Raw genomic sequence first — 21,230 nt, 5'->3', positions numbered from 1 at the left:
AGCACCCATTAAAGGCGGGCAAGATGGCGCAGGGCTTGCGGGCCGCGTCAGCCCGCCTGCTTCAGGCTCTCCTCGAGGATGATGTCGTAGAGCAGCCTTGCGCTCGGCGGCAGCGCCCGTTCCCTCGCCGTGATCAGGCTATAGGGTTTGACGTTGATATCGAAGTCGATTGGCAGCATGCGCACGTCCGAGGCCTTGGCGCTTTGGCTCGCCAGGAACTGGGCGACGTCGGTGGCAACAGGAGCGATCGCGTCGGTTCCGCAGACGATGGCGCAGGTCAAAAGCAGCGAAGAGGTGTTGACGATATTTTCCGGCAGCGCCACGCCGCGCGACAGGAAAATGTCCTCAATCGTCCGGCGCAGCAGCGTGCCCGGCGGCTGGAACACCCAGTCGTAATCCCTGATGTCGGAAAGGCTGCTGGTCTTTTTCTTTTTCAGCAGCGGATGGCGGTTGCGCACGATCAGGCAGGCCCGCTCGATGCCGATCTCGGTCACCTCGAACAGGCGCGGATTGAGATCGTCGGGAATGCGGCTGATGATGAAGTCGTGGCGGGCGGCGAGCAGCTCGCGGGCCAGCACGTTGCTGGTCTCCACCTGGATATTGATCTCGATGCCGGGATAGGCCTTGCGCACCCTGTTGATCGCTGGCACGACGAGGCTCATGGCCGGCGCCGTCACCGCGCCGATGAACACTGGGCCGCCCTTGCCGCTCTTCAATTCGCCGATCTCGCGGCTTGCCTCGCGCAGCTCCAAGAGGATCTTTCGCGCCCGTCTGGCAAGGGCTGCGCCAAAGGTCGTCAGCACCACGCCGCGGGCGACGCGCTCATAGAGCGGCGTCTTGATGATTGATTCCATTTCGGACAACATGCGCGATGCGGCGGGCTGCGAGATGTTTAAGACTTCCGCAGCTGCGGAAATCTGTCCGCTATCTTCGATTGCGACGATCATGCGCAGGTGATTCAGCTTAAGTCCTGCACGTAAAAGGTTGTCATCGCCGAAACTATCGCTGTGGATATCGACGTGATCCATCAAAATGGGCTCTGAAATAATCGTCATGGTTGCAGCCTCCTCGCTGCGCTCCATCAAAAGTAATACTTTTTAACGATATACCAAAATTGTTATGCACGTTACCACTTATTCTATTTGACAGTTATAGGAATCCATACCAGTTTGCCGCCGTGTGCTGGTTGGCACTCAACACGTGTGAGATCGTGGAGGAGACCTACTTCGTTTCTCACCATCTGAAGTATCTATCCAATACGGAACCTGCCACAGTTTCGGGGCGGGCGATTTTTCGTCCGCTGCTTATTAACAAAGGGAGAGAGAAATGAAGTCCATTATCTCATTGATGGCTGCGGCTGCCTTCGGCGTCGCTTCGTTCGTTGCACCGGCAATGGCTGCCGACAAGGGCACCGTCGGCATTGCCATGCCGACCAAGGCTTCGGCTCGCTGGATCGACGACGGCAATAACATCGTCAAGCAGCTCCAGGCTGCCGGCTACCAGACCGACCTGCAGTATGGCGACGACGATATTCCGAACCAGCTTTCGCAGATCGAAAACATGGTCACCAAGGGTGCCAAGGTTCTCGTCATTGCTTCGATCGATGGCACGACGCTTTCCGACGTTCTCCAGAAGGCTCATGACGCCGGCATCAAGGTCATCGCTTATGACCGCCTGATCCGCGATTCGGGCAACGTCGACTACTACGCGACCTTCGACAACTTCCAGGTCGGCGTTCTGCAGGCTGGCTCCATCGTTGACGGCCTCGGCCTCAAGGATGGCAAGGGCCCGTTCAACATCGAACTGTTCGGCGGTTCGCCGGATGATAACAACGCCTTCTTCTTCTATGATGGCGCAATGTCCGTCCTGCAGCCTTACATCGACAGCGGCAAGCTCGTCGTGAAGTCCGGCCAGACCGGCATGGATAAGGTCGGCACGCTGCGTTGGGATCCGGCAACGGCCCAGGCCCGCATGGACAACCTGCTCTCGGCTAACTACACCGACGCCAAGGTCGACGCCGTTCTGTCGCCTTACGACGGTCTGTCGATCGGTATCATCTCCTCGCTGAAGGGCGTTGGTTATGGTACGGCTGCCCAGCCGCTGCCGATCGTCACCGGTCAGGACGCTGAAATCCCGTCGGTCAAGTCGATCATCGCTGGCGAACAGCATTCGACGATCTTCAAGGACACCCGCGAACTCGCCAAGGTCACTGTTGCCATGGTCGATGCCGTCATGTCCGGCAAGGAGCCTGAGGTCAACGACACGAAGACCTACGACAACGGCGTCAAGGTCGTTCCGTCCTATCTGCTGAAGCCGGTTGCCGTCGACAAGGCCAACTACAAGCAGATCCTCGTCGACAGCGGTTATTACTCTGAAGACAAGCTGAAGTAATCAGTTAAGCAGGAGACCGGAGCCCGCGCTTGCGGGTTCCGGTCTTCGATTTTATGATCGCCAAACCGCTTGGCGGCTCAAGACGCTGGAACTTTGACTATGGACAATACCATCCTCGAAATGCGGAGCATCACCAAGACGTTCCCAGGCGTCAAGGCGCTGGAGAACGTGAACCTCAAGGTTCGCAAGGGTGAAATTCACGCGTTGGTAGGCGAAAACGGGGCCGGCAAATCGACCCTGATGAAAGTGCTATCAGGCGTCTATCCGACAGGAAGCTATGAAGGCGACATCGTCTATGAAGGCGAGACGCGCAACTTCAAGGTCCTGAAGAATTCCGAAGAAATCGGCATCGTCATCATCCACCAGGAACTGGCGCTCGTGCCGTTGCTGTCGATCGGCGAGAACATCTTCCTCGGCAACGAGAATGCCAAGAGCGGCGTCATCAGCTGGGACGAGACGTTCAACCGCACCAAGCAGCTGCTCAAGAAGGTAGGCCTCTCGGAATCTCCGAACACGCTGGTCACCGACATCGGCGTCGGCAAGCAGCAGCTCGTCGAGATCGCCAAGGCGCTGTCGAAGAGCGTCAAGCTGCTCATCCTCGACGAACCCACCGCCTCGCTCAATGAAAGCGATTCCGACGCGCTGCTCACGCTGCTGATGGAATTCCGCAATCAGGGCATCACGTCGATCATCATTTCCCACAAGCTGAACGAAATCCGCAAGGTCGCCGACCAGATCACCGTGCTCCGCGACGGCATGACGGTCAAGACGCTTGACTGTCATGCGGACGAAATCAGCGAAGACATCATCATTCGCAACATGGTCGGCCGCGATCTCGAGGATCGCTATCCCCCGCGTTCGGTGCCGATCGGCGAAACCATTCTCGAAGTAAAGAACTGGAACTGCTATCATCAGCAGCACCGCGACCGTCAGGTCCTGCACGATATCAACGTCACCGTCCGCAAGGGCGAAGTCGTCGGTATCGCCGGTTTGATGGGTGCCGGGCGCACCGAATTCGCCATGAGCCTGTTCGGCAAGGCCTATGGGCACAAAGTTTCGGGCGACGTGCTGATGCACGGCAAGCCGGTCGACGTCAGCACCGTGCGCAAGGCGATCGACGCAGGTCTTGCCTATGTCACCGAAGACCGCAAACAGCTCGGCCTCGTGCTCAACGACACGATCCTGCACAACACGACGCTGGTCAATCTGAAGGCGGTGTCGAATGCGTCGGTCATCGACAGCGTCAAGGAATCCAAAGTCGCGTCCGACTATCGCTCGAAGTTGCGCATCCGCTCTTCCAGCATCTTCCAGGAAGCGGTCAATCTGTCCGGCGGCAACCAGCAGAAGGTGGTGCTGTCGAAGTGGCTGTTCTCCAATCCCGATGTTTTGATCCTCGACGAGCCGACACGCGGCATCGATGTGGGTGCAAAATACGAAATCTATACTATCATCAATCAGCTCGCGGCTGACGGCAAAGCCGTTCTGATGATCTCGTCGGAAATGCCGGAACTTCTTGGCACCTGCGACCGCATCTACGTCATGAATGAAGGGCGTATCGTTGCGGAACTGCCGAAGGGAGAAGCGAGCCAGGAAACCATCATGCGCGCCATCATGCGCTCAGGAGAGAAGAAACAATGACGCCGATCAACCAACCCATCGCTGAGCAAGGGCGTGTCGTCTCGATCGGAGACTACGTTCGCGGCAACATCCGGGAATACGGCATGTTCATCGCGCTGATCGCGATCATGGTGTTCTTCCAGATTTCGACCGGCGGCGTTCTCTTCAGGCCGCTCAACCTGACCAACATCATTCTGCAGAACTCGTTCATCGTCATCATGGCGCTCGGCATGCTGCTCATCATCGTCGCCGGCCATATCGATCTTTCGGTCGGCTCCGTCGTCGGTTTCATCGGCGCCATCGCCGGCGTGATGACGGTGCAATGGCACGTCAACTATGTCGTCGCGGCGATCGTCTGTCTTGCCATGGGCGCGCTTGTCGGCGGCATCCAGGGCTATTTCGTCGCTTATCACAAGATCCCGGCCTTCATCGTCACGCTCGCCGGCATGCTGGTCTTCCGCGGCCTGACGCTGTTCGTAATGACGGCTTCGGGGACCGGCACCAGCATCGGTCCTTTCCCGCCGGAGTTCCAGTTGATCAGCATCGGCTTCCTGCCGAACCTTGTCGCACTGGGCGGCATCAATTCGACCTCGATCATTCTGACCGTCGTCGGCGCCGTCGCGCTGTTCTATCTGGCGTGGCGCAAGCGGCTGTCGAACGAGATGCACGGCAATGACGTCGAACCTTTGGGCTTCTTCCTCGCCCAGAACGCCCTCGTCAGTCTTGCCATTCTCGGGCTCGGCTGGCAGTTGTCGATCTATCGCGGCTTCCCGAACGTGCTGGTCATCATGCTCGCGCTGGTTGTCGCCTACGCCTTCATTACCCGTCGCACGACGATCGGCCGCCGCATCTACGCCATGGGCGGCAATGAGAAGGCGACCAAGCTTTCCGGTATCAACACCGAGCGGCTGACCTTCCTGACCTTCGCCAACATGGGCCTGCTTGCCGGCCTCGCCGGGCTGATCGTCGCGCTGCGCCTCAATTCGGCGACGGCCAAGGGCGGCTTCGGCCTTGAGCTGGACGTGATCGCCGCCTGCTTCATCGGCGGTGCATCGGCCCAGGGCGGCGTCGGCAAGGTGACCGGTGCGGTCATCGGCGCCTTGATCATGGGCATCATGAACAATGGCATGTCGATCCACGGCCTCGGCACCGACTCGCAGCAGATGGTCAAGGGCGCGGTGCTTCTCGCTGCCGTGTTCTTCGACGTCTACAACAAGAACAAGGGCTGAGCGCCAGAGCGCAGCCCAGGCATTCGCAGTCATAAGAAAGATGGATTCCGGCTCCTGATGGAGCCGGACAGGCGGAGCTTTTCTTAGTCTTCGCCGGAACGAGAAGGATCGAAGTCGTGCTTATTTCCCAGATCAAGGGTGCCAACGGAGAGATCGTCGTCGCCGTGCGCGAGCAGGGCGGCGCGGCCAAGTCCGTCAACAATGCCGGCAGCGTCTATGCGCTGGCGATGGAAGCCGCCGACGGCGGCAAGTCGCTTGCCGCGGTTATCGAGGCCCATGGTTACGGCGATGCCGTCGATCTTGAAAAGGCCTATGTGGACGGCCGCTTCCTGCCGCCGATCACCCATCCCGACGCCGCCCATCTGCATCTGACCGGCACCGGCCTAACGCATCTCGGATCGGCGGCCACCCGCGATTCCATGCACAAGAAGACCACCGAGGCGGCCGAGGAAACGCTGACCGACTCGATGAAGATGTTCAAGATGGGCCTCGAGAATGGCAAGCCGAAATCCGGCGAAAAGGGCGTGCAGCCGGAATGGTTCTACAAGGGCAACGGCTACGGCGCTGCTGCCCCCGGCGCGCCGCTGATCTCGCCTTCCTTCGCGCTCGACGGCGGTGAAGAGCCTGAAATGGCTGGCATTTACGTCATCGCCACCGACGGCTCGCCGTTCCGCATCGGCTTTGCCCTGTCGAACGAGTTTTCGGACCACGTCACCGAACGGATCAACTATCTCTATCTGGCCCACTCCAAACTGCGCCCGGCCGCCTATGGTCCGGAAATCCGCATCGGGCCCGTACCCGACGATATTCGCGGCACCTCGCGCATCAAGCGCGGCGACAAGGTGATCTTCGAAAAGCCCTTCCTGTCGGGTGAAGCGAACATGTCGCACACCTTCGCCAATCTGGAATATCACCACTTCAAATACGGCCTCTTCCGTGCACCGGGCGATGTCCATGTCCATATGTTCGGCACGGCGACGCTGTCTTTTGCCGACGGCATCAAGGCGGAAGAGGGCGATGTCTTCGAAATCGAAGTCGCCGAATTCGGTCTGCCGCTGCGCAATCCGCTGAAGGTGGCCGCCGAAGAAGAGATCGCCGTCAAGCAACTCTGATTTCTCATAGACGGTAAAGGAGGCTTGTTAAGCCCATGACCATTTATCAAAACCTGATCGCCGGCGAATGGGTCGGCTCGAACGCGACGAAGAACATCAACCCGTCGGATACCAACGAAGTCGTCGGCCTTTATGCCGACGGCAGCGCCGAAGACACCAAGAACGCCATCGCCGCCGCCAAGGCCGCTTTCCCGGCTTGGTCGCGCTCCGGCATCTGGGAACGCCACGTCATCCTGAAGAAGGCCGGCGACGAGATCATGGCGCGCAAGGACGAGCTGGGCGCGCTGCTTGCCCGCGAGGAAGGCAAGACGCTGCCGGAAGCCACCGGCGAAGTCATCCGCGCTTCGCAGATCTTCGAATTCTTCGCAGGCGAAGCCCTGCGGCTGGCCGGCGAGGTCATCCCGTCGGTGCGCCCGAACATCGGTGTCGAGATCACCCGCGAGGCGCTCGGGGTCATCGGCATCATCACGCCGTGGAACTTCCCGATCGCCATTCCCGCCTGGAAGATCGCGCCGGCACTCTGCTACGGCAACACTGTCGTCTTCAAGCCGGCCGAACTGGTGCCCGCCTGTTCCTGGGCGATCGTCGACATTCTCAATCGCGCCGGCCTGCCGAAGGGCGTCTTGAACCTGGTCATGGGCAAGGGCTCGGTCGTCGGCCAGGCCATGCTCGAAAGCCCGGACGTTCACGGCATCACCTTCACCGGTTCCACCGGCACCGGCCGCCGCGTGGCCGCCGCTTCCATCGAGCATAACCGCAAGTTCCAGCTGGAGATGGGCGGCAAGAACCCGATGGTCGTGCTCGATGATGCCGATCTTTCCGTCGCCGTCGAGGCCGCCGCCAATTCCGGCTTCTTCTCCACTGGCCAGCGCTGCACGGCATCCTCGCGCCTGATAGTCACCGAAGGCATCCACGACAAGTTCGTTGCTGCTTTGACCGACAAGCTGAAGACGCTGGTCGTCGACAATGCGCTGAAGGCAGGCACTCATATCGGCCCAGTCGTCGATGAGCGGCAGCTGAAGACCGATACCGACTATATCGAGATCGGCAAGAAGGAAGGCGCCAAACTCGCCTTCGGCGGTGAAGTGGTTTCCCGCGACACGCCCGGCTTCTACCTGCAGCCGACGCTGTTTACCGAAGCGACCAACCAGATGCGCATTTCGCGCGAAGAGATCTTCGGACCTGTGGTCTCGGTGATCCGGGTCAAGGATTACGATGAGGCCCTGGCAACATCGAACGACACGCCGTTCGGCCTTTCGGCCGGCGTCGCCACGACCAGCCTGAAACATGCGACGCACTTCAAGCGCAATGCCGAGGCCGGCATGGTGATGGTCAACCTGCCGACGGCGGGTGTCGATTTCCATGTGCCGTTCGGCGGCCGCAAGGGCTCGTCCTATGGCCCGCGTGAGCAGGGCAAGTACGCGAGCGAATTCTACACAACCGTCAAAACCGCCTACACGCTGGCTTAAAACAAAGCGCGATGATCCGGGCCGTACGAGGCGGCCCGGCAATCACCTGAAGGACAGAGACAATGAAGAAGAAAGCCGAATGGCCGCGCAGGCTGAGGTCGCAGGAATGGTACGGCGGCACGAGCCGCGACGTGATTTACCACCGCGGCTGGCTTAAGAACCAGGGTTACCCGCACGACCTGTTCGACGGCCGGCCGGTGATCGGCATCCTCAACACATGGTCGGATATGACACCGTGCAACGGCCATCTGAGAGAGCTCGCCGAGAAGGTGAAGGCGGGCGTCTGGGAGGCCGGCGGCTTCCCGCTCGAGGTGCCGGTGTTCTCGGCATCCGAAAATACCTTCCGCCCGACCGCGATGATGTACCGCAACCTTGCCGCGCTGGCGGTGGAGGAGGCAATCCGCGGTCAGCCGATGGATGGCTGCGTGTTGCTGGTCGGCTGCGACAAGACCACACCGTCGCTTATCATGGGGGCTGCGTCCTGCGACCTGCCTTCGATCGTCGTCACCGGCGGGCCGATGCTGAACGGCTATTTCCGCGGTGAACGCGTCGGCTCCGGCACGCATCTGTGGAAATTTTCCGAAATGGTGAAGGCCGGCGAGATGACGCAGGCCGAATTCCTTGAGGCGGAAGCCTCGATGAGCCGTTCGTCGGGCACTTGCAACACGATGGGTACCGCCTCCACCATGGCTTCCATGGCCGAGGCGCTCGGCATGGCGTTGTCCGGAAATGCCGCGATCCCGGGTGTCGATTCCCGCCGCAAGGTCATGGCGCAGCTGACCGGCCGTCGGATCGTGCAGATGGTCAAGGATGACCTGAAGCCTTCCGAGATCATGACGAAAGAAGCTTTCGAGAATGCCATCCGCACCAATGCGGCGATCGGCGGATCGACCAACGCCGTCATCCACTTGCTCGCCATTGCCGGCCGTGTCGGCATCGATCTTTCGCTCGACGACTGGGACCGCTGCGGCCGCGGCGTCCCGACCATCGTCAACCTGATGCCGTCGGGCAAGTACCTGATGGAAGAGTTCTTCTATGCCGGCGGCCTGCCGGTGGTGCTGAAGCGGCTCGGCGAGGCGGGCCTGCTGCACAAGGATGCGCTGACGGTCTCCGGCGAAACCGTCTGGGACGAGGTCAAGGACGTCGTCAACTGGAACGAGGACGTCATCCTGCCGGCTGAGAAGGCGCTGACCTCTTCGGGCGGCATCGTTGTGCTGCGCGGCAATCTGGCACCGAAGGGCGCCGTGTTGAAGCCTTCGGCCGCTTCGCCGCATCTGTTAGTGCATCGCGGCAGGGCTGTGGTGTTCGAGGATATCGACGACTACAAGGCGAAGATCAACGACGACAACCTCGACATCGACGAGACCTGCATCATGGTCATGAAGAACTGTGGGCCGAAGGGCTATCCAGGCATGGCCGAGGTCGGCAACATGGGGCTGCCGCCCAAGGTGCTGAAGAAGGGCATCCTCGACATGGTGCGCATTTCCGACGCCCGCATGTCCGGAACGGCCTATGGTACCGTGGTGCTGCACACCTCGCCGGAAGCGGCGGTCGGCGGGCCGCTCGCGGTCGTGCAAAACGGTGACATGATCGAGCTCGATGTGCCGAACCGTCGTCTGCATCTCGACATTTCCGACGAGGAATTGGCGCGGCGGCTGGCCGAATGGCAGCCGAACCATGATCTGCCCACATCAGGCTATGCCTTCCTGCATCAGCAGCATGTCGAAGGGGCCGATACCGGCGCCGACCTCGACTTTCTCAAGGGATGTCGCGGAAACGCTGTCGGCAAGGACAGCCACTAACAAGGCGAATTTCAAGATTGAAAGGCGGGGCATTACCCCGCCTTTTTCTTGCCCTTATACGATGAAGAGATGGCCCGATATTCCTACAAGTGTTGAGGATATGTGGTCATGCCAAGACGGTTGGCGCAGCCGAGTTCGAGGCAAGGTCCCTGAACCTTATCGATCAAATGCAGAGCGACAATGGATCCATCGTGATCACCAAGCGCGGCAGAGCAGTTACCGTGCTTTCGCCGACACTCGGGACAAACGAACGCAAGAGTATTCTCGGTGCGATGAAGGGCAATGCCCTGCGTTATGACGATCCGCTGTCCCCGGCATAGAGCATCGCTCTTTTGTTCGGCCGCGCTCGCATCATGGTTTCCAAAGTCGGGAATGTGTTCTCGATGGTATTAAAGTAAGGGCTACCTGGCGGCAGGACCATCGGGTAGGCGCCTACACGCTCGATGGCATCTCGCATCCCTGCTGCCTTGTGGGTCGGTAGGTTGTCGATGACCACGGCATCACCCGCTTGAAGGCTAGGCGACATCATCCACCTCTTCGCTGTGAATGATGTTGAATCAGCTTCGAGCCGTGTCGTCTTCACGATCGATGCATCGCTCACGGGAGCATGGATTTGCTACTTATTAGTCACACTACTTCGAAAATACACCGAGTACAAAAATCCCGATGGTGCCAAACTTCTGCGTGAGCTACATGTCGGCAAACAGCCGGAACGAGTTCGGCAATTGCGACAATCCGCAACTTGAGGGGGAAAGTTCCCGCGCATGGATGGCATCCTTTCGCAGCATCTGGACTCCGGTCTTCGTGCGCTGTGCGGCATTGCTGGGTTCTATCGAATTGCCGCCGACCCGGCCCAGCTGCAGCACGACTTGGCGTTGAAAGGACGGACCTCCCAGGCCGCCGATATTCAGCGAGCAGCCAAAATCATCGGCCTGAAGGCGCGTGTTGTGGAGAACGTCACGGAGCAACGCCTTCGTGTCATGCCCGTCCCCGCCATAGTCAAGGTGCGCAGCGGCTCCTTTCAAGTGCTCGGCGGGTTGAATCCATCCGGCAAGTACAGACTTGTCGATCCGATAACGCGCGTCGATCGGGAAGTCACGCCTTCAGATATATTAGAAGAAATCGACGCGCGTGTTATTCTCGTGGGACGGCGTATAAGAGGTGAAGGATCCGACCCGCGAGAATTCGGCTTCAAATGGTTTCTGCCATCAATCTGGCGCTATCGAAAGCCACTTGCTCACGTATTGCTTGCCTCGCTGTTTGTGCAGATCTTCGCGCTTATCACACCCTTGTTCTTTCAAGTGGTGGTCGACAAGGTCCTGACGCACAAAGCTTATTCGACTCTGTTCGTGCTCGTTGCCGGTATCGCGATCATTGGCTTCTTCGATGTTATGCTCCAATACCTGAGAGCCTACGCGTTGGCTCATACGACCAACCGGATCGATGTCGAGCTCGGCCAACGATTGTTCCACCATCTTCTACGGCTGCCGCTGGGGTACTTCGAGACGCGATCCGCCGGCCAGACTGTCGCCCGCGTGCGAGAACTTGAAACGATCCGCGCATTTCTGACAGGGCAGGGCCTGTTTTCGGCTCTCGATGTCATTTTCACCTTTGTGTTCATCGCAGTTCTTTTCGCTTATTCCTGGAGCTTGACGCTGATTGTCATTGCCGCCATCCCGATCTACATCCTGATTGGATTTGTGGTTCGACGGCCGTTGCGCGAATTCGTCAAAGAGAAGTTCAATCGAGGGGCGGCCAGTCAGCAGTTCCTGGTCGAAGCGATCGTCGGCGTTCACACGGTTAAATCCGCCGCGGTGGAGCCGGTGATGCAGGCGCAGTGGGAGGAGAAGCTCGCAGCTTACGTGCGAACGGCTTTCGATACGACACTGCTTAGCATTGGCGGACAAAACGCCATTCAATATGTGAGCAAGCTTTCCACGGCTGCCCTTCTTCTTTTCGGTGCCAAGGCCGTTATCGACGGGGAGCTTTCCGTTGGCTCACTTGTCGCCTTCAACATGATTGCCGGGCAGGTGACCCAACCGGTTTTAAGGCTGTCCCAACTCTGGCAGGATTTCCAGCAGGTGCAGATCTCGGTCGACCGGCTCGGTGACATTCTGAACACGCCGATGGAACGTCAGCCAGGCTCACGTTTGTCGTTACCTGCCCCGAGCGGGAATATTGAACTTCGAAATGTCACCTTCCGTTACCGGCCCGGCTCTCCGGAGGTCTTGAAAAGCGTATCGCTAGAAATCAGACCCGGAGAGGTCATCGGTATTGTCGGCGCATCGGGCTCCGGAAAGTCTACCCTCGCCAAGCTGGTTCAGCGTCTTTATATCCCAGAAGAGGGGCAGGTTCTTCTTGATGGGATGGATCTATCACAACTCGATCCCGCTTGGCTTCGAAGCCATATAGGAGTCGTTCTTCAAGAGAACCTGCTGTTCAACCGCACGATTCACGACAATATCGCTTTCTCAAACCCGGCGATGAATCGTGCGCAGGTTATTGCCGTTGCCAAGCTCGCTGGGGCGGAAGAATTCATTTTGCGATTGCCGCAAGGCTACGACACGATGATCGAAGAGCGCGGCGCCAACCTCTCCGGCGGCCAACGCCAGAGGATCGCCATTGCCCGCGCCCTTGCCACCAGCCCCCGGATCTTGATTTTTGATGAGGCGACCAGCGCTCTCGACTATGAAAGCGAACGCGTTGTGCAGACCAATATGCACCAGATCGCCGCCGGCCGAACGGTTATTATCATCGCCCATCGGCTTGCAGCTGTGCGGCCCTGCAATCGGATCATCGGCATGGCTGACGGCCGCATAGCGGAAGTTGGCAGCCATGACGCGCTGCTTAAGCGCCCCGATGGGCTCTATGCGCGGCTATGGGCTTTGCAGAATGACAGGGGCGTCGCATGAAAAGCGAGTCTGCTCAAGCTGTTCGATATGCCGGCCTTCCGCCGCGCCCGCTAAAGCGATCCGATCACGAGTTTCTGGCGCCGGCGATCGAAATCCTGGAAACCCCAGCCTCGCCGGTGCGGCTGGCGCTGATCTTGGTCATCTGCGCCTTCGTCACAACGGCTTTAATCTGGTCCTATGTCGGCCACATCGATATTATCGCAGCCGCGCAAGGCAAGATTCAGCCGACCGGCCGGGTCAAGGTTGTTCAGCCCTTGCTGACCGGGAAGGTGAAGGCGCTTCCGCCAGCAAATGGCGCGCACGTCGAAAGCGGCGATATCCTCCTTGAACTTGATCCGACAGATGCCATTGCCGATGAGACGGATGCGGCAAAGGGCCTAGCGTCGGTGAGGGCCGAGGTCCGGCGCCGAAGAACTGCAGTGGACTATGTTCGTTCGCGGAAGACGGACCAGCTCTTACCAACGATCTCATGGGACGCAGATGTGCCCGATGAATTGCGTCGTCGTGAAGAGGGCATCCTCCGAGGCGACCTTGAACAGCACCAAGCTGCAGTTGCCTCGCTTGATGCTCAGAAGCACCAGAAGGAGGTGGAGCGCGACCGCCTGACGGTGACGGTCGCGGCTCAGAACTCTCTGGTCGAAACCCTGAAAGAGCGAGTGACGATGCGCAATATGCTGGCTTCGAAAGAGGCCGGCACGATGGCGAGCGTGATCGATGCGACGCAAACCTTGAAAGAGCAGGCGACGCAGCTCGCCATGCAGGAGGGCCAGCTCGCAGATGCCGCAGCGGGCATCGAGGTCTTTACCAGGGAAAAGGACAAGGTCACACGGACGTTCCTGAGCGATCAACTCGTGCGACTCGGCGATGCGGAACGTCGGGTCGAAGAGCTGGAGCAGCGGGTGGCGAAAGCGAGAAATTTTCGTGAGCAGATGACATTGCGCAGTCCAATAGACGGCACGGTCCAAGCGTCCTCGATTACCAGCGTGGGTCAAGTGGTGACGGTCGGGCAGGACGTTATGCGCGTTGTGCCCGAGGGCAGTACGCTGGAGCTCGAAGTTTACGCTTTGAACAAGGACATCGGCTTCATAAAGGTCGGGCAAGAAGCTGTCGTAAAGCTCGAAGCTTTTCCCTTTACCCGCTATGGAACGATCGCGGCTCATGTCACCAAAATTGCGGCAGATGCAATCCCGGAACCCGATGCCGCACGCCGTGAAGGCGATCCTGCGACAAGACAGGCGCAGACGCCATTCGGCGGCGCCGAAAGGATGCAGAACCTGGTTTTTCCGGTCACCTTGAGTCTGGAGGTCGACCAGATTTCAGCAGATGGCCGTAACGTCAAGTTAAGTGCGGGCATGGCAGCAATTGCGGAGGTTCGAACGGGAGAGCGCAGGATTCTGGAATACGTCTTTTCGCCTTTGGTCGAGGTCGCGGAGGAAGCGCTTCATGAGCGCTAGCGACTCCGTCGAATCTTCCTGAATAGAAATGAAGCTTTTAGTTGAAATTTCCCCTCAGATGGGGCAGAGGGAAATCGGCAATAGCTGCTGCCGGTGGAATAGGCAAACGAGGATTTTATGACGGACCTTACGACTGGGAAGACGTACGTCAGCTCGACTGGAGATCAGAAGGTAGACGGGCTCTTGGGCGACTTTGCCTGGGACGGAACAATAACCTACGCGTTTCCCACAACGTCGACATCTTATACCTATGGCGACGAGAAATACCATTCTTTCTCTTCAATTTCGTCGCAGCAGCAATCTCTCGCCTTGTACTTTATGGAGCAGTCTTACGGGAGTGCGGCAAATGACGGCTTCTCCGTCGAGGGATTCACGAACGCCAACTTTGAGGCCGGAAGCGCCAATACCGCAACGGTGCGGTTCGCGCAATCGTCTCTGCCTGACACGGCATGGGCCTATTTACCAATTGCCGGGGCGCCGGGTGGTGATATCTGGTTCGGGACGGGATATGCTGGCACCGAAGATGATCTTCGCTTTCCGAGGTTCGGCAACTATGCAGGTCATACCCTGGCGCATGAGCTGGGTCACGCTCTCGGACTGAAACATGCTCACGAAGATGGGATAGTTGTTCCGAGCGCCTACGACTCGCTCGAATATACGATCATGACCTACCACACATTCATCGGAGACGATGAGAGTGGGGCCAAGTATGAGCATGATGGCGCGCCACAAAGCTTCATGATGCTCGACATCGCCGCCCTACAGGAAATGTATGGTGCGGACTACACAACGAACAGTGGCGACACCGTCTATAAGTGGAATCCGAACCAAGGCATCACCTATGTCAACGGCGTTGCAGCCATCACGCCCGCTGCCAACAGGATCTTCGCAACAATCTGGGACGGCGGCGGTACCGACACCTATGATCTGAGTGCCTATACGATCGGCCTTAAAATCGACTTGCGAGCAGGGGGGTACTCGGTTTTTTCACAGGGCCAGTTGTCTTATCTCGGGGGTGGTCCGAACAATGGCTATGCCCGCGGCAACATTTTCAACGCCCTTCTTTATCACGACAATGTCGCGTCGTTGATTGAGAACGTTCAGGCCGGCTCCGGCAACGATACGATTATCGGCAACGAGGCGGACAATACGCTCTGGGGCAATGCCGGAAATGATTCCCTTACCGGCGGTTCCGGCAAGGACACATTGATCGGCGGAACAGGCAACGACACCTATATTGTCGATGCTTCCGACGTGGTCACCGAAGGGCTGAATGAAGGGACCGATCTGATCAGGACGGCGCTTTCTTCCTATGCCTTGACGAATATTGCCAATGTCGAAAACCTGACCTTCATCGGCACCGGCGATTTTAGCGGGACTGGAAACGGCCTCGCCAACACGATCGCCGGCGGCGCCGGCAACGATTTGCTGGACGGCGGCGCCGGCAATGACACACTGATCGGCGGTGCCGGCAACGACATCTATTTGGTCGGCGATAGCTTCGATGTTGTGATCGAGAGTGCGAACAAGGGGACGGACACGGTCCAGACGGCGCTTGCAGCCTACTCGATCGCCGCATTGGCCAATGTCGAGAACCTGACCTACACGGGATCCGCCAGCTTCACCGGCACCGGCAATGCGCTGGCCAACAAGATCACCGGCGGCGCCGGCAATGACACGCTGGATGGCGGGGCAGGTGCGGACAGCTTGACCGGCGGGGTGGGCGACGACATCTACATCGTCGACAATGCCGGCGACAGCGTCGCCGAGAACACCGGCGCGGGAACCGATACTGTTCGCACGACACTCGCAAGCTATACCCTTGGCAGCAATGTCGAGAACCTGAGCTTTGTCGGCACGGGAACTTTTACCGGAACAGGCAATAGCCTCGCCAACACCATCAAGGGCGCGGCAGGTGCCGACACCCTGGACGGAAAGGCCGGAGCAGACATACTGATCGGCGGAGCGGGCAACGACACCTATATTGTCGATGTTTCCGACGTGGTCACCGAAGGGCTGAATGAAGGGATCGATCTGATCAGGACGGTGCTTTCTTCCTATGCCTTGACCAATATTGCCAATGTCGAGAACCTGACCTTCATCGGCACCGGTGCTTTTGCTGGGACTGGAAACAGCCTTGCCAACACGATCACCGGCGGCGCCGGCAATGACACGCTTGACGGTGGCGCCGGCAACGACACGCTGATCGGCGGTGCTGGCAACGACATCTATGTGGTCGACAGTGCGAGCGACGTGATCATCGAGGCGGTCAGCGCCGGCACCGACGAAATCCGCACGGCGCTTGCAGCCTACTCGATCGCCGCATTGGCCAATGTCGAGAACCTGACCTACACGGGATCCGCCAGCTTCACCGGCACCGGCAATGCGCTGGCCAACAAGATCACCGGCGGCGCCGGCAATGACACGCTGGATGGCGGGGCAGGTGCGGACAGCTTGACCGGCGGGGTGGGCGACGACATCTACATCGTCGACAATGCCGGCGACAGCGTCGCCGAGAACACCGGCGCGGGAACCGATACTGTTCGCACGACACTCGCAAGCTATACCCTTGGCAGCAATGTCGAGAACCTGAGCTTTGTCGGCACGGGAACTTTTACCGGAACAGGCAATAGCCTCGCCAACACCATCAAGGGCGCGGCAGGTGCCGACACCCTGGACGGAAAGGCCGGAGCAGACATACTGATCGGCGGAGCGGGCAACGACACCTATATTGTCGATGTTTCCGACGTGGTCACCGAAGGGCTGAATGAAGGGATCGATCTGATCAGGACGGTGCTTTCTTCCTATGCCTTGACCAATATTGCCAATGTCGAGAACCTGACCTTCATCGGCACCGGTGCTTTTGCTGGGACTGGAAACAGCCTTGCCAACACGATCACCGGCGGCGCCGGCAATGACACGCTTGACGGTGGCGCCGGCAACGACACGCTGATCGGCGGTGCCGGCAACGACATCTATGTGGTCGACAGTGCGAGCGACGTGATCACCGAGGCGGTCAGCGCCGGCACCGATGAGATCCGCACGGCGCTTGCAGCCTACTCGATCGCCGCATTGGCCAATGTCGAGAACCTGACCTACACGGGATCCGCCAGCTTCACCGGCACCGGCAATGCGCTGGCCAACAAGATCACCGGCGGCGCCGGCAATGACACGCTGGATGGCGGGGCAGGTGCGGACAGCTTGACCGGCGGGGTGGGCGACGACATCTACATCGTCGACAATGCCGGCGACAGCGTCGCCGAGAACACCGGCGCGGGAACCGATACTGTTCGCACGACACTCGCAAGCTATACCCTTGGCAGCAATGTCGAGAACCTGAGCTTTGTCGGCACGGGAACTTTTACCGGAACAGGCAATAGCCTCGCCAACACCATCAAGGGCGCGGCAGGTGCCGACACCCTGGACGGAAAGGCCGGAGCAGACATACTGATCGGCGGAGCGGGCAACGACACCTATATTGTCGATGTTTCCGACGTGGTCACCGAAGGGCTGAATGAAGGGATCGATCTGATCAGGACGGTGCTTTCTTCCTATGCCTTGACCAATATTGCCAATGTCGAGAACCTGACCTTCATCGGCACCGGTGCTTTTGCTGGGACTGGAAACAGCCTTGCCAACACGATCACCGGCGGCGCCGGCAATGACACGCTTGACGGTGGCGCCGGCAACGACACGCTGATCGGCGGTGCTGGCAACGACATCTATGTGGTCGACAGTGCGAGCGACGTGATCATCGAGGCGGTCAGCGCCGGCACCGACGAAATCCGCACGGCGCTTGCAGCCTACTCGATCGCCGCATTGGCCAATGTCGAGAACCTGACCTATACGGGATCCGCCAGCTTCACCGGTACCGGCAATGCGCTGGCCAACACGATCACCGGCGGTGTCGGCAACGATACGCTGAATGGCGGAACTGGCGCTGACGCCCTAATTGGCGGTGCAGGCGACGACACCTACATCGTCGACAATGCCGGTGACATCGTCACCGACGCGGCGGGGACCGACACGGTTCGCACGACGCTGGCGAGCTACACGCTTGGCAGCGACCTCGAGAACCTCAGCTATATCGGCACGGCAGCCTTTGTCGGAACAGGCAATGATCTCGACAACACGATCATGGGCGGCGCTGCCAACGATACGCTTTCCGGCGGTGTCGGCAACGATACGCTGAATGGCGGGGCTGGCGCCGACAGCTTGATCGGCGGTGAGGGCAACGACACTTATATCGTCGACAATGCCGGCGACCTCGTCACCGAAGCCGCCGATAATGGGATCGACACGGTTCGCACGACACTGGCCGCCTACACACTGGCGGCCAATGTCGAGAACCTCACCTACATCGGAACGGCAGCCTTTGCCGGGACAGGGAATCTGCTCGACAACATTATCATAGGCGGTGTTGCTGCCGACAAGCTCATGGGGGCTGGCGGCAACGACACTTTGATCGGCGGGTCTGGTGCCGACACGATGTTGGGCGGGACGGGTGACGACATCTATGTGGTCGATATTGCGACCGACATAGNGGCCGCCTACACACTGGCGGCCAATGTCGAGAACCTCACCTACATCGGAACGGCAGCCTTTGCCGGGACAGGGAATCTGCTCGACAACATTATCATAGGCGGTGTTGCTGCCGACAAGCTCATGGGGGCTGGCGGCAACGACACTTTGATCGGCGGGTCTGGTGCCGACACGATGTTGGGCGGGACGGGTGACGACATCTATGTGGTCGATATTGCGACCGACATCGTGATCGAGAATGTGAACGAAGGGATGGACACGGTCCAGACGGCGCTTGCAAGCTATACGCTCGGCAACAATGTCGAGAACCTGACCTATACGGGATCTGCCAGCTTCACCGGCACCGGCAATGCGCTCGCCAACACGATCACCGGCGGCGCCGGCACTGACACGCTGAATGGCGGGGCAGGTGCTGACACCTTGATCGGTGGTGCGGGCAACGACACTTATATCGTCGACAATGCCGGCGACCTCGTCACCGAAGCCGCCGATAATGGGATCGACACGGTTCGCACGAACCTGGCGAGCTATACGCTTGCCGACAATGTCGAGAACCTGAGCTTTGCCGGCACTGGGACTTTCGCTGGTACCGGCAACAATCTCGACAACACGATCACGGGTGGCGCTGCCACCGATACGCTTTCAGGCGGCGCCGGCAATGATGTGCTGAACGGCGCGGCAGGTGCGGATACCTTGATCGGTGGTGAGGGCAGCGACACCTACATCGTCGACAATGCCGGCGACACCGTCACCGAAGCCGCCGATGAGGGGATCGACACGGTTCGCACGACGCTGGCAAGCTATACGCTTGGCAGCGATGTCGAGAACCTCACCTACATCGGCACGGTATCCTTTGTCGGGACAGGGAATCTGCTCGACAACACGATCACCGGGGGCGCCGGCAACGACACGCTTGACGGCGGCGCCGGCAACGACACGCTGATCGGGGGTGCTGGCAACGACATCTATGTGGTCGACAGTGCGAGCGACGTGATCACCGAGGCGGTCAGTGCCGGCACCGACGAAATCCGCACGGCGCTTGCGACCTACTCGATCGCTGCATTGGTCAATGTCGAGAACCTGACCTATACGGGATCCGCCAGCTTCACCGGCACCGGCAATGCGCTCGCCAACAAGATCACCGGCGGCGCCGGCAACGATCTTCTGGACGGCGGCGCCGGCAACGACACGCTGATCGGCGGTGCTGGCAACGACATCTATGTGGTCGACAGTGCGAGCGACGTGATCACCGAGGCGATCAGTGCCGGCACCGACGAAATCCGCACGGCGCTTGCAGCCTACTCGCTTGCCGCATTGGCCAATGTCGAGAACCTGACCTATACGGGATCCGCCAGCTTCACCGGTACCGGCAATGCGCTGGCCAACACCATCACCGGCGGCGCCGGCAATGATGTGCTGAACGGTGGGGCAGGTGCTGACACCTTGATCGGCGGTGCAGGCGACGACACCTATATCGTCGACAATGCCGGCGACATCGTCACCGAAGCGGCGGGGATCGACACGGTTCGCACGACACTGGCGAGCTATACGCTTGGCAGCGATGTCGAGAACCTCACCTACATCGGCACGGTGGCCTTTACCGGGACAGGGAATGCGCTGAACAACATCCTCACCGGAGGGGCGGGCGTGGACACGCTCAAGGGCGGTGCGGGCGACGATACCTATGTCATCTCCACCGGTGATATCGTCGTCGAAAATGCCGACGAGGGTATCGACACAGTGCTGACGAATCTGGCCGCCTACACGCTGGGGGCCAATGTCGAGAACTTGACCTATACGGGATCCGCCAGCTTTACCGGTGCCGGCAATGCGCTCGACAACGTCCTCAAGGGCGGTGTTGCTGCCGACAAGCTCATGGGGGCTGGCGGCAACGACACTTTGATCGGCGGGTCTGGTGCCGACACGATGTTGGGCGGGACGGGTGACGACATCTATGTGGTCGATATTGCGACCGACATCGTGATCGAGAATGTGAACGAAGGGACGGACACGGTCCAGACGGCGCTTGCAAGCTATACGCTCGGCAACAATGTCGAGAACCTGACCTATACGGGATCTGCCAGCTTCACCGGCACCGGCAATGCGCTCGCCAACACGATCACCGGCGGCGCCGGCACTGACACGCTGAATGGCGGGGCAGGTGCTGACACCTTGATCGGTGGTGCGGGCAACGACACTTATATCGTCGACAATGCCGGCGACCTCGTCACCGAAGCCGCCGATAATGGGATCGACACGGTTCGCACGAACCTGGCGAGCTATACGCTTGCCGACAATGTCGAGAACCTGAGCTTTGCCGGCACTGGGGTGTTTGCCGGAACAGGGAATGCGCTGAACAACGTTATCGTCGGCGGCAGTGGTTCCAATACGCTAACGGGTGGCGCCGGCAACGATATCCTCACTGGTGGAGCGGCAGCCGACGTCTTCGTTTATTCGCCGAACTGGGGCCACGATACGATCACAAACTTCGTGGCAATCGGCTCCGCACATGACGCGATCTGGATCGATGACAGCATTTTCGCCGACTGGGCATCGCTTTTTGCGGCAACCCAGCAGTCTGGGAGTGATGCAATTATTACAGCCGATTCCGACAACACCATAACGCTGAAGAATGTTGCTGTTTCAAGCCTTCAGTCGTGGGACTTCTTGTTTGCGTGACCTTCGCTTGGGCCTTGCGGCAC

12 protein-coding genes are annotated in these 21,230 nt (G+C 59.4%); 10 read left to right on the top strand and 2 right to left on the bottom strand.

The window, feature by feature from the left end; all coding sequences use genetic code 11:
* Positions 1-47 precede the first annotated feature (47 nt).
* Positions 48-1,055 carry a LysR family transcriptional regulator gene (locus HJB84_RS29945; protein WP_207581405.1) on the bottom strand — a complete coding sequence of 336 codons (1,008 nt, stop codon included), beginning with the start codon at positions 1,053-1,055 and terminating at the stop codon, positions 48-50.
* A gap of 271 nt (positions 1,056-1,326) precedes the next feature.
* Between HJB84_RS29945 and chvE the strand changes: the two genes are divergently transcribed.
* From chvE to HJB84_RS33840, 7 genes are all read left to right on the top strand, one after another.
* Positions 1,327-2,391, top strand: a complete 1,065-nt coding sequence (gene chvE / locus HJB84_RS29940) for a multiple monosaccharide ABC transporter substrate-binding protein (RefSeq protein WP_221117692.1) — start codon at positions 1,327-1,329, stop codon at positions 2,389-2,391.
* Positions 2,392-2,490: 99 nt separating this feature from the next.
* Positions 2,491-4,029: a multiple monosaccharide ABC transporter ATP-binding protein gene (gene mmsA / locus HJB84_RS29935; protein WP_207581404.1), complete on the top strand. Its 1,539-nt coding sequence runs from the start codon at positions 2,491-2,493 to the stop codon at positions 4,027-4,029.
* Entirely contained in the window at positions 4,026-5,237 is a 1,212-nt protein-coding gene (gene mmsB / locus HJB84_RS29930; RefSeq protein WP_221117691.1) for a multiple monosaccharide ABC transporter permease, read from the top strand. The genes mmsA and mmsB overlap by 4 nt, the downstream gene beginning before the upstream one ends.
* A gap of 116 nt (positions 5,238-5,353) precedes the next feature.
* Complete coding sequence (gene araD1 / locus HJB84_RS29925; protein WP_221117690.1) at positions 5,354-6,349, top strand: AraD1 family protein; 996 nt, start codon at positions 5,354-5,356, stop codon at positions 6,347-6,349.
* 35 nt (positions 6,350-6,384) lie between these two features.
* Complete coding sequence (locus HJB84_RS29920; protein WP_221117689.1) at positions 6,385-7,818, top strand: aldehyde dehydrogenase family protein; 1,434 nt, start codon at positions 6,385-6,387, stop codon at positions 7,816-7,818.
* A 62-nt stretch (positions 7,819-7,880) separates the two neighbouring features.
* On the top strand, positions 7,881-9,620 hold the full coding sequence (araD, locus tag HJB84_RS29915; protein ID WP_221117688.1) for an L-arabinonate dehydratase: 1,740 nt from the start codon (positions 7,881-7,883) through the stop codon (positions 9,618-9,620).
* 191 nt (positions 9,621-9,811) lie between these two features.
* A complete protein-coding gene (locus tag HJB84_RS33840) occupies positions 9,812-9,940 on the top strand; it encodes a hypothetical protein (protein WP_259671212.1) in 129 nt (42 codons plus the stop codon).
* On the opposite strand, the gene HJB84_RS34215 is transcribed toward HJB84_RS33840, so the two are convergent.
* Positions 9,913-10,146, bottom strand: a complete 234-nt coding sequence (locus tag HJB84_RS34215) for a transposase (RefSeq protein WP_405049251.1) — start codon at positions 10,144-10,146, stop codon at positions 9,913-9,915. The two genes, HJB84_RS33840 and HJB84_RS34215, sit on opposite strands and share 28 nt — an antisense overlap.
* Before the next feature lie 238 nt (positions 10,147-10,384).
* On the opposite strand from HJB84_RS34215, the gene HJB84_RS29905 reads away from it, so the two are divergent.
* The 3 genes from HJB84_RS29905 to HJB84_RS29895 all read left to right on the top strand — a co-directional run bounded on the left by HJB84_RS29905 (position 10,385) and on the right by HJB84_RS29895 (position 21,207).
* Positions 10,385-12,532, top strand: coding sequence for a type I secretion system permease/ATPase (locus tag HJB84_RS29905; protein WP_221117687.1), 2,148 nt, complete (start codon positions 10,385-10,387; stop codon positions 12,530-12,532).
* Positions 12,529-13,986 (top strand): HlyD family type I secretion periplasmic adaptor subunit, encoded by a 1,458-nt coding sequence (locus HJB84_RS29900; protein WP_221117686.1) that lies wholly within the window; start codon positions 12,529-12,531, stop codon positions 13,984-13,986. Before HJB84_RS29905 ends, HJB84_RS29900 begins: the two co-directional genes overlap by 4 nt.
* 117 nt (positions 13,987-14,103) lie before the next feature.
* Entirely contained in the window at positions 14,104-21,207 is a 7,104-nt protein-coding gene (locus tag HJB84_RS29895) for a M10 family metallopeptidase C-terminal domain-containing protein (RefSeq protein WP_221117685.1), read from the top strand.
* The last annotated feature ends 23 nt before the right edge of the window (positions 21,208-21,230 follow it).

This window comes from Rhizobium sp. NZLR1b, assembly GCF_019685155.1.
In the GTDB taxonomy this organism is placed as follows: domain Bacteria; phylum Pseudomonadota; class Alphaproteobacteria; order Rhizobiales; family Rhizobiaceae; genus Rhizobium.
This window is presented reverse-complemented; position numbering and strand designations above follow the sequence as displayed.

What these genes read in the sequence shown, in the direction of transcription:
- HJB84_RS29945 (WP_207581405.1), bottom strand. Translation starts at nt 1,055, where the DNA reads ATGACGATTATTTCAGAGCCCATTTTGATGGATCACGTCGATATCCAC.
- chvE (WP_221117692.1), top strand. Translation starts at nt 1,327, where the DNA reads ATGAAGTCCATTATCTCATTGATGGCTGCGGCTGCCTTCGGCGTCGCT.
- mmsA (WP_207581404.1), top strand. Translation starts at nt 2,491, where the DNA reads ATGGACAATACCATCCTCGAAATGCGGAGCATCACCAAGACGTTCCCA.
- mmsB (WP_221117691.1), top strand. Translation starts at nt 4,026, where the DNA reads ATGACGCCGATCAACCAACCCATCGCTGAGCAAGGGCGTGTCGTCTCG.
- HJB84_RS29920 (WP_221117689.1), top strand. Translation starts at nt 6,385, where the DNA reads ATGACCATTTATCAAAACCTGATCGCCGGCGAATGGGTCGGCTCGAAC.
- araD (WP_221117688.1), top strand. Translation starts at nt 7,881, where the DNA reads ATGAAGAAGAAAGCCGAATGGCCGCGCAGGCTGAGGTCGCAGGAATGG.
- HJB84_RS34215 (WP_405049251.1), bottom strand. Translation starts at nt 10,146, where the DNA reads ATGTCGCCTAGCCTTCAAGCGGGTGATGCCGTGGTCATCGACAACCTA.
- HJB84_RS29905 (WP_221117687.1), top strand. Translation starts at nt 10,385, where the DNA reads ATGGATGGCATCCTTTCGCAGCATCTGGACTCCGGTCTTCGTGCGCTG.
- HJB84_RS29900 (WP_221117686.1), top strand. Translation starts at nt 12,529, where the DNA reads ATGAAAAGCGAGTCTGCTCAAGCTGTTCGATATGCCGGCCTTCCGCCG.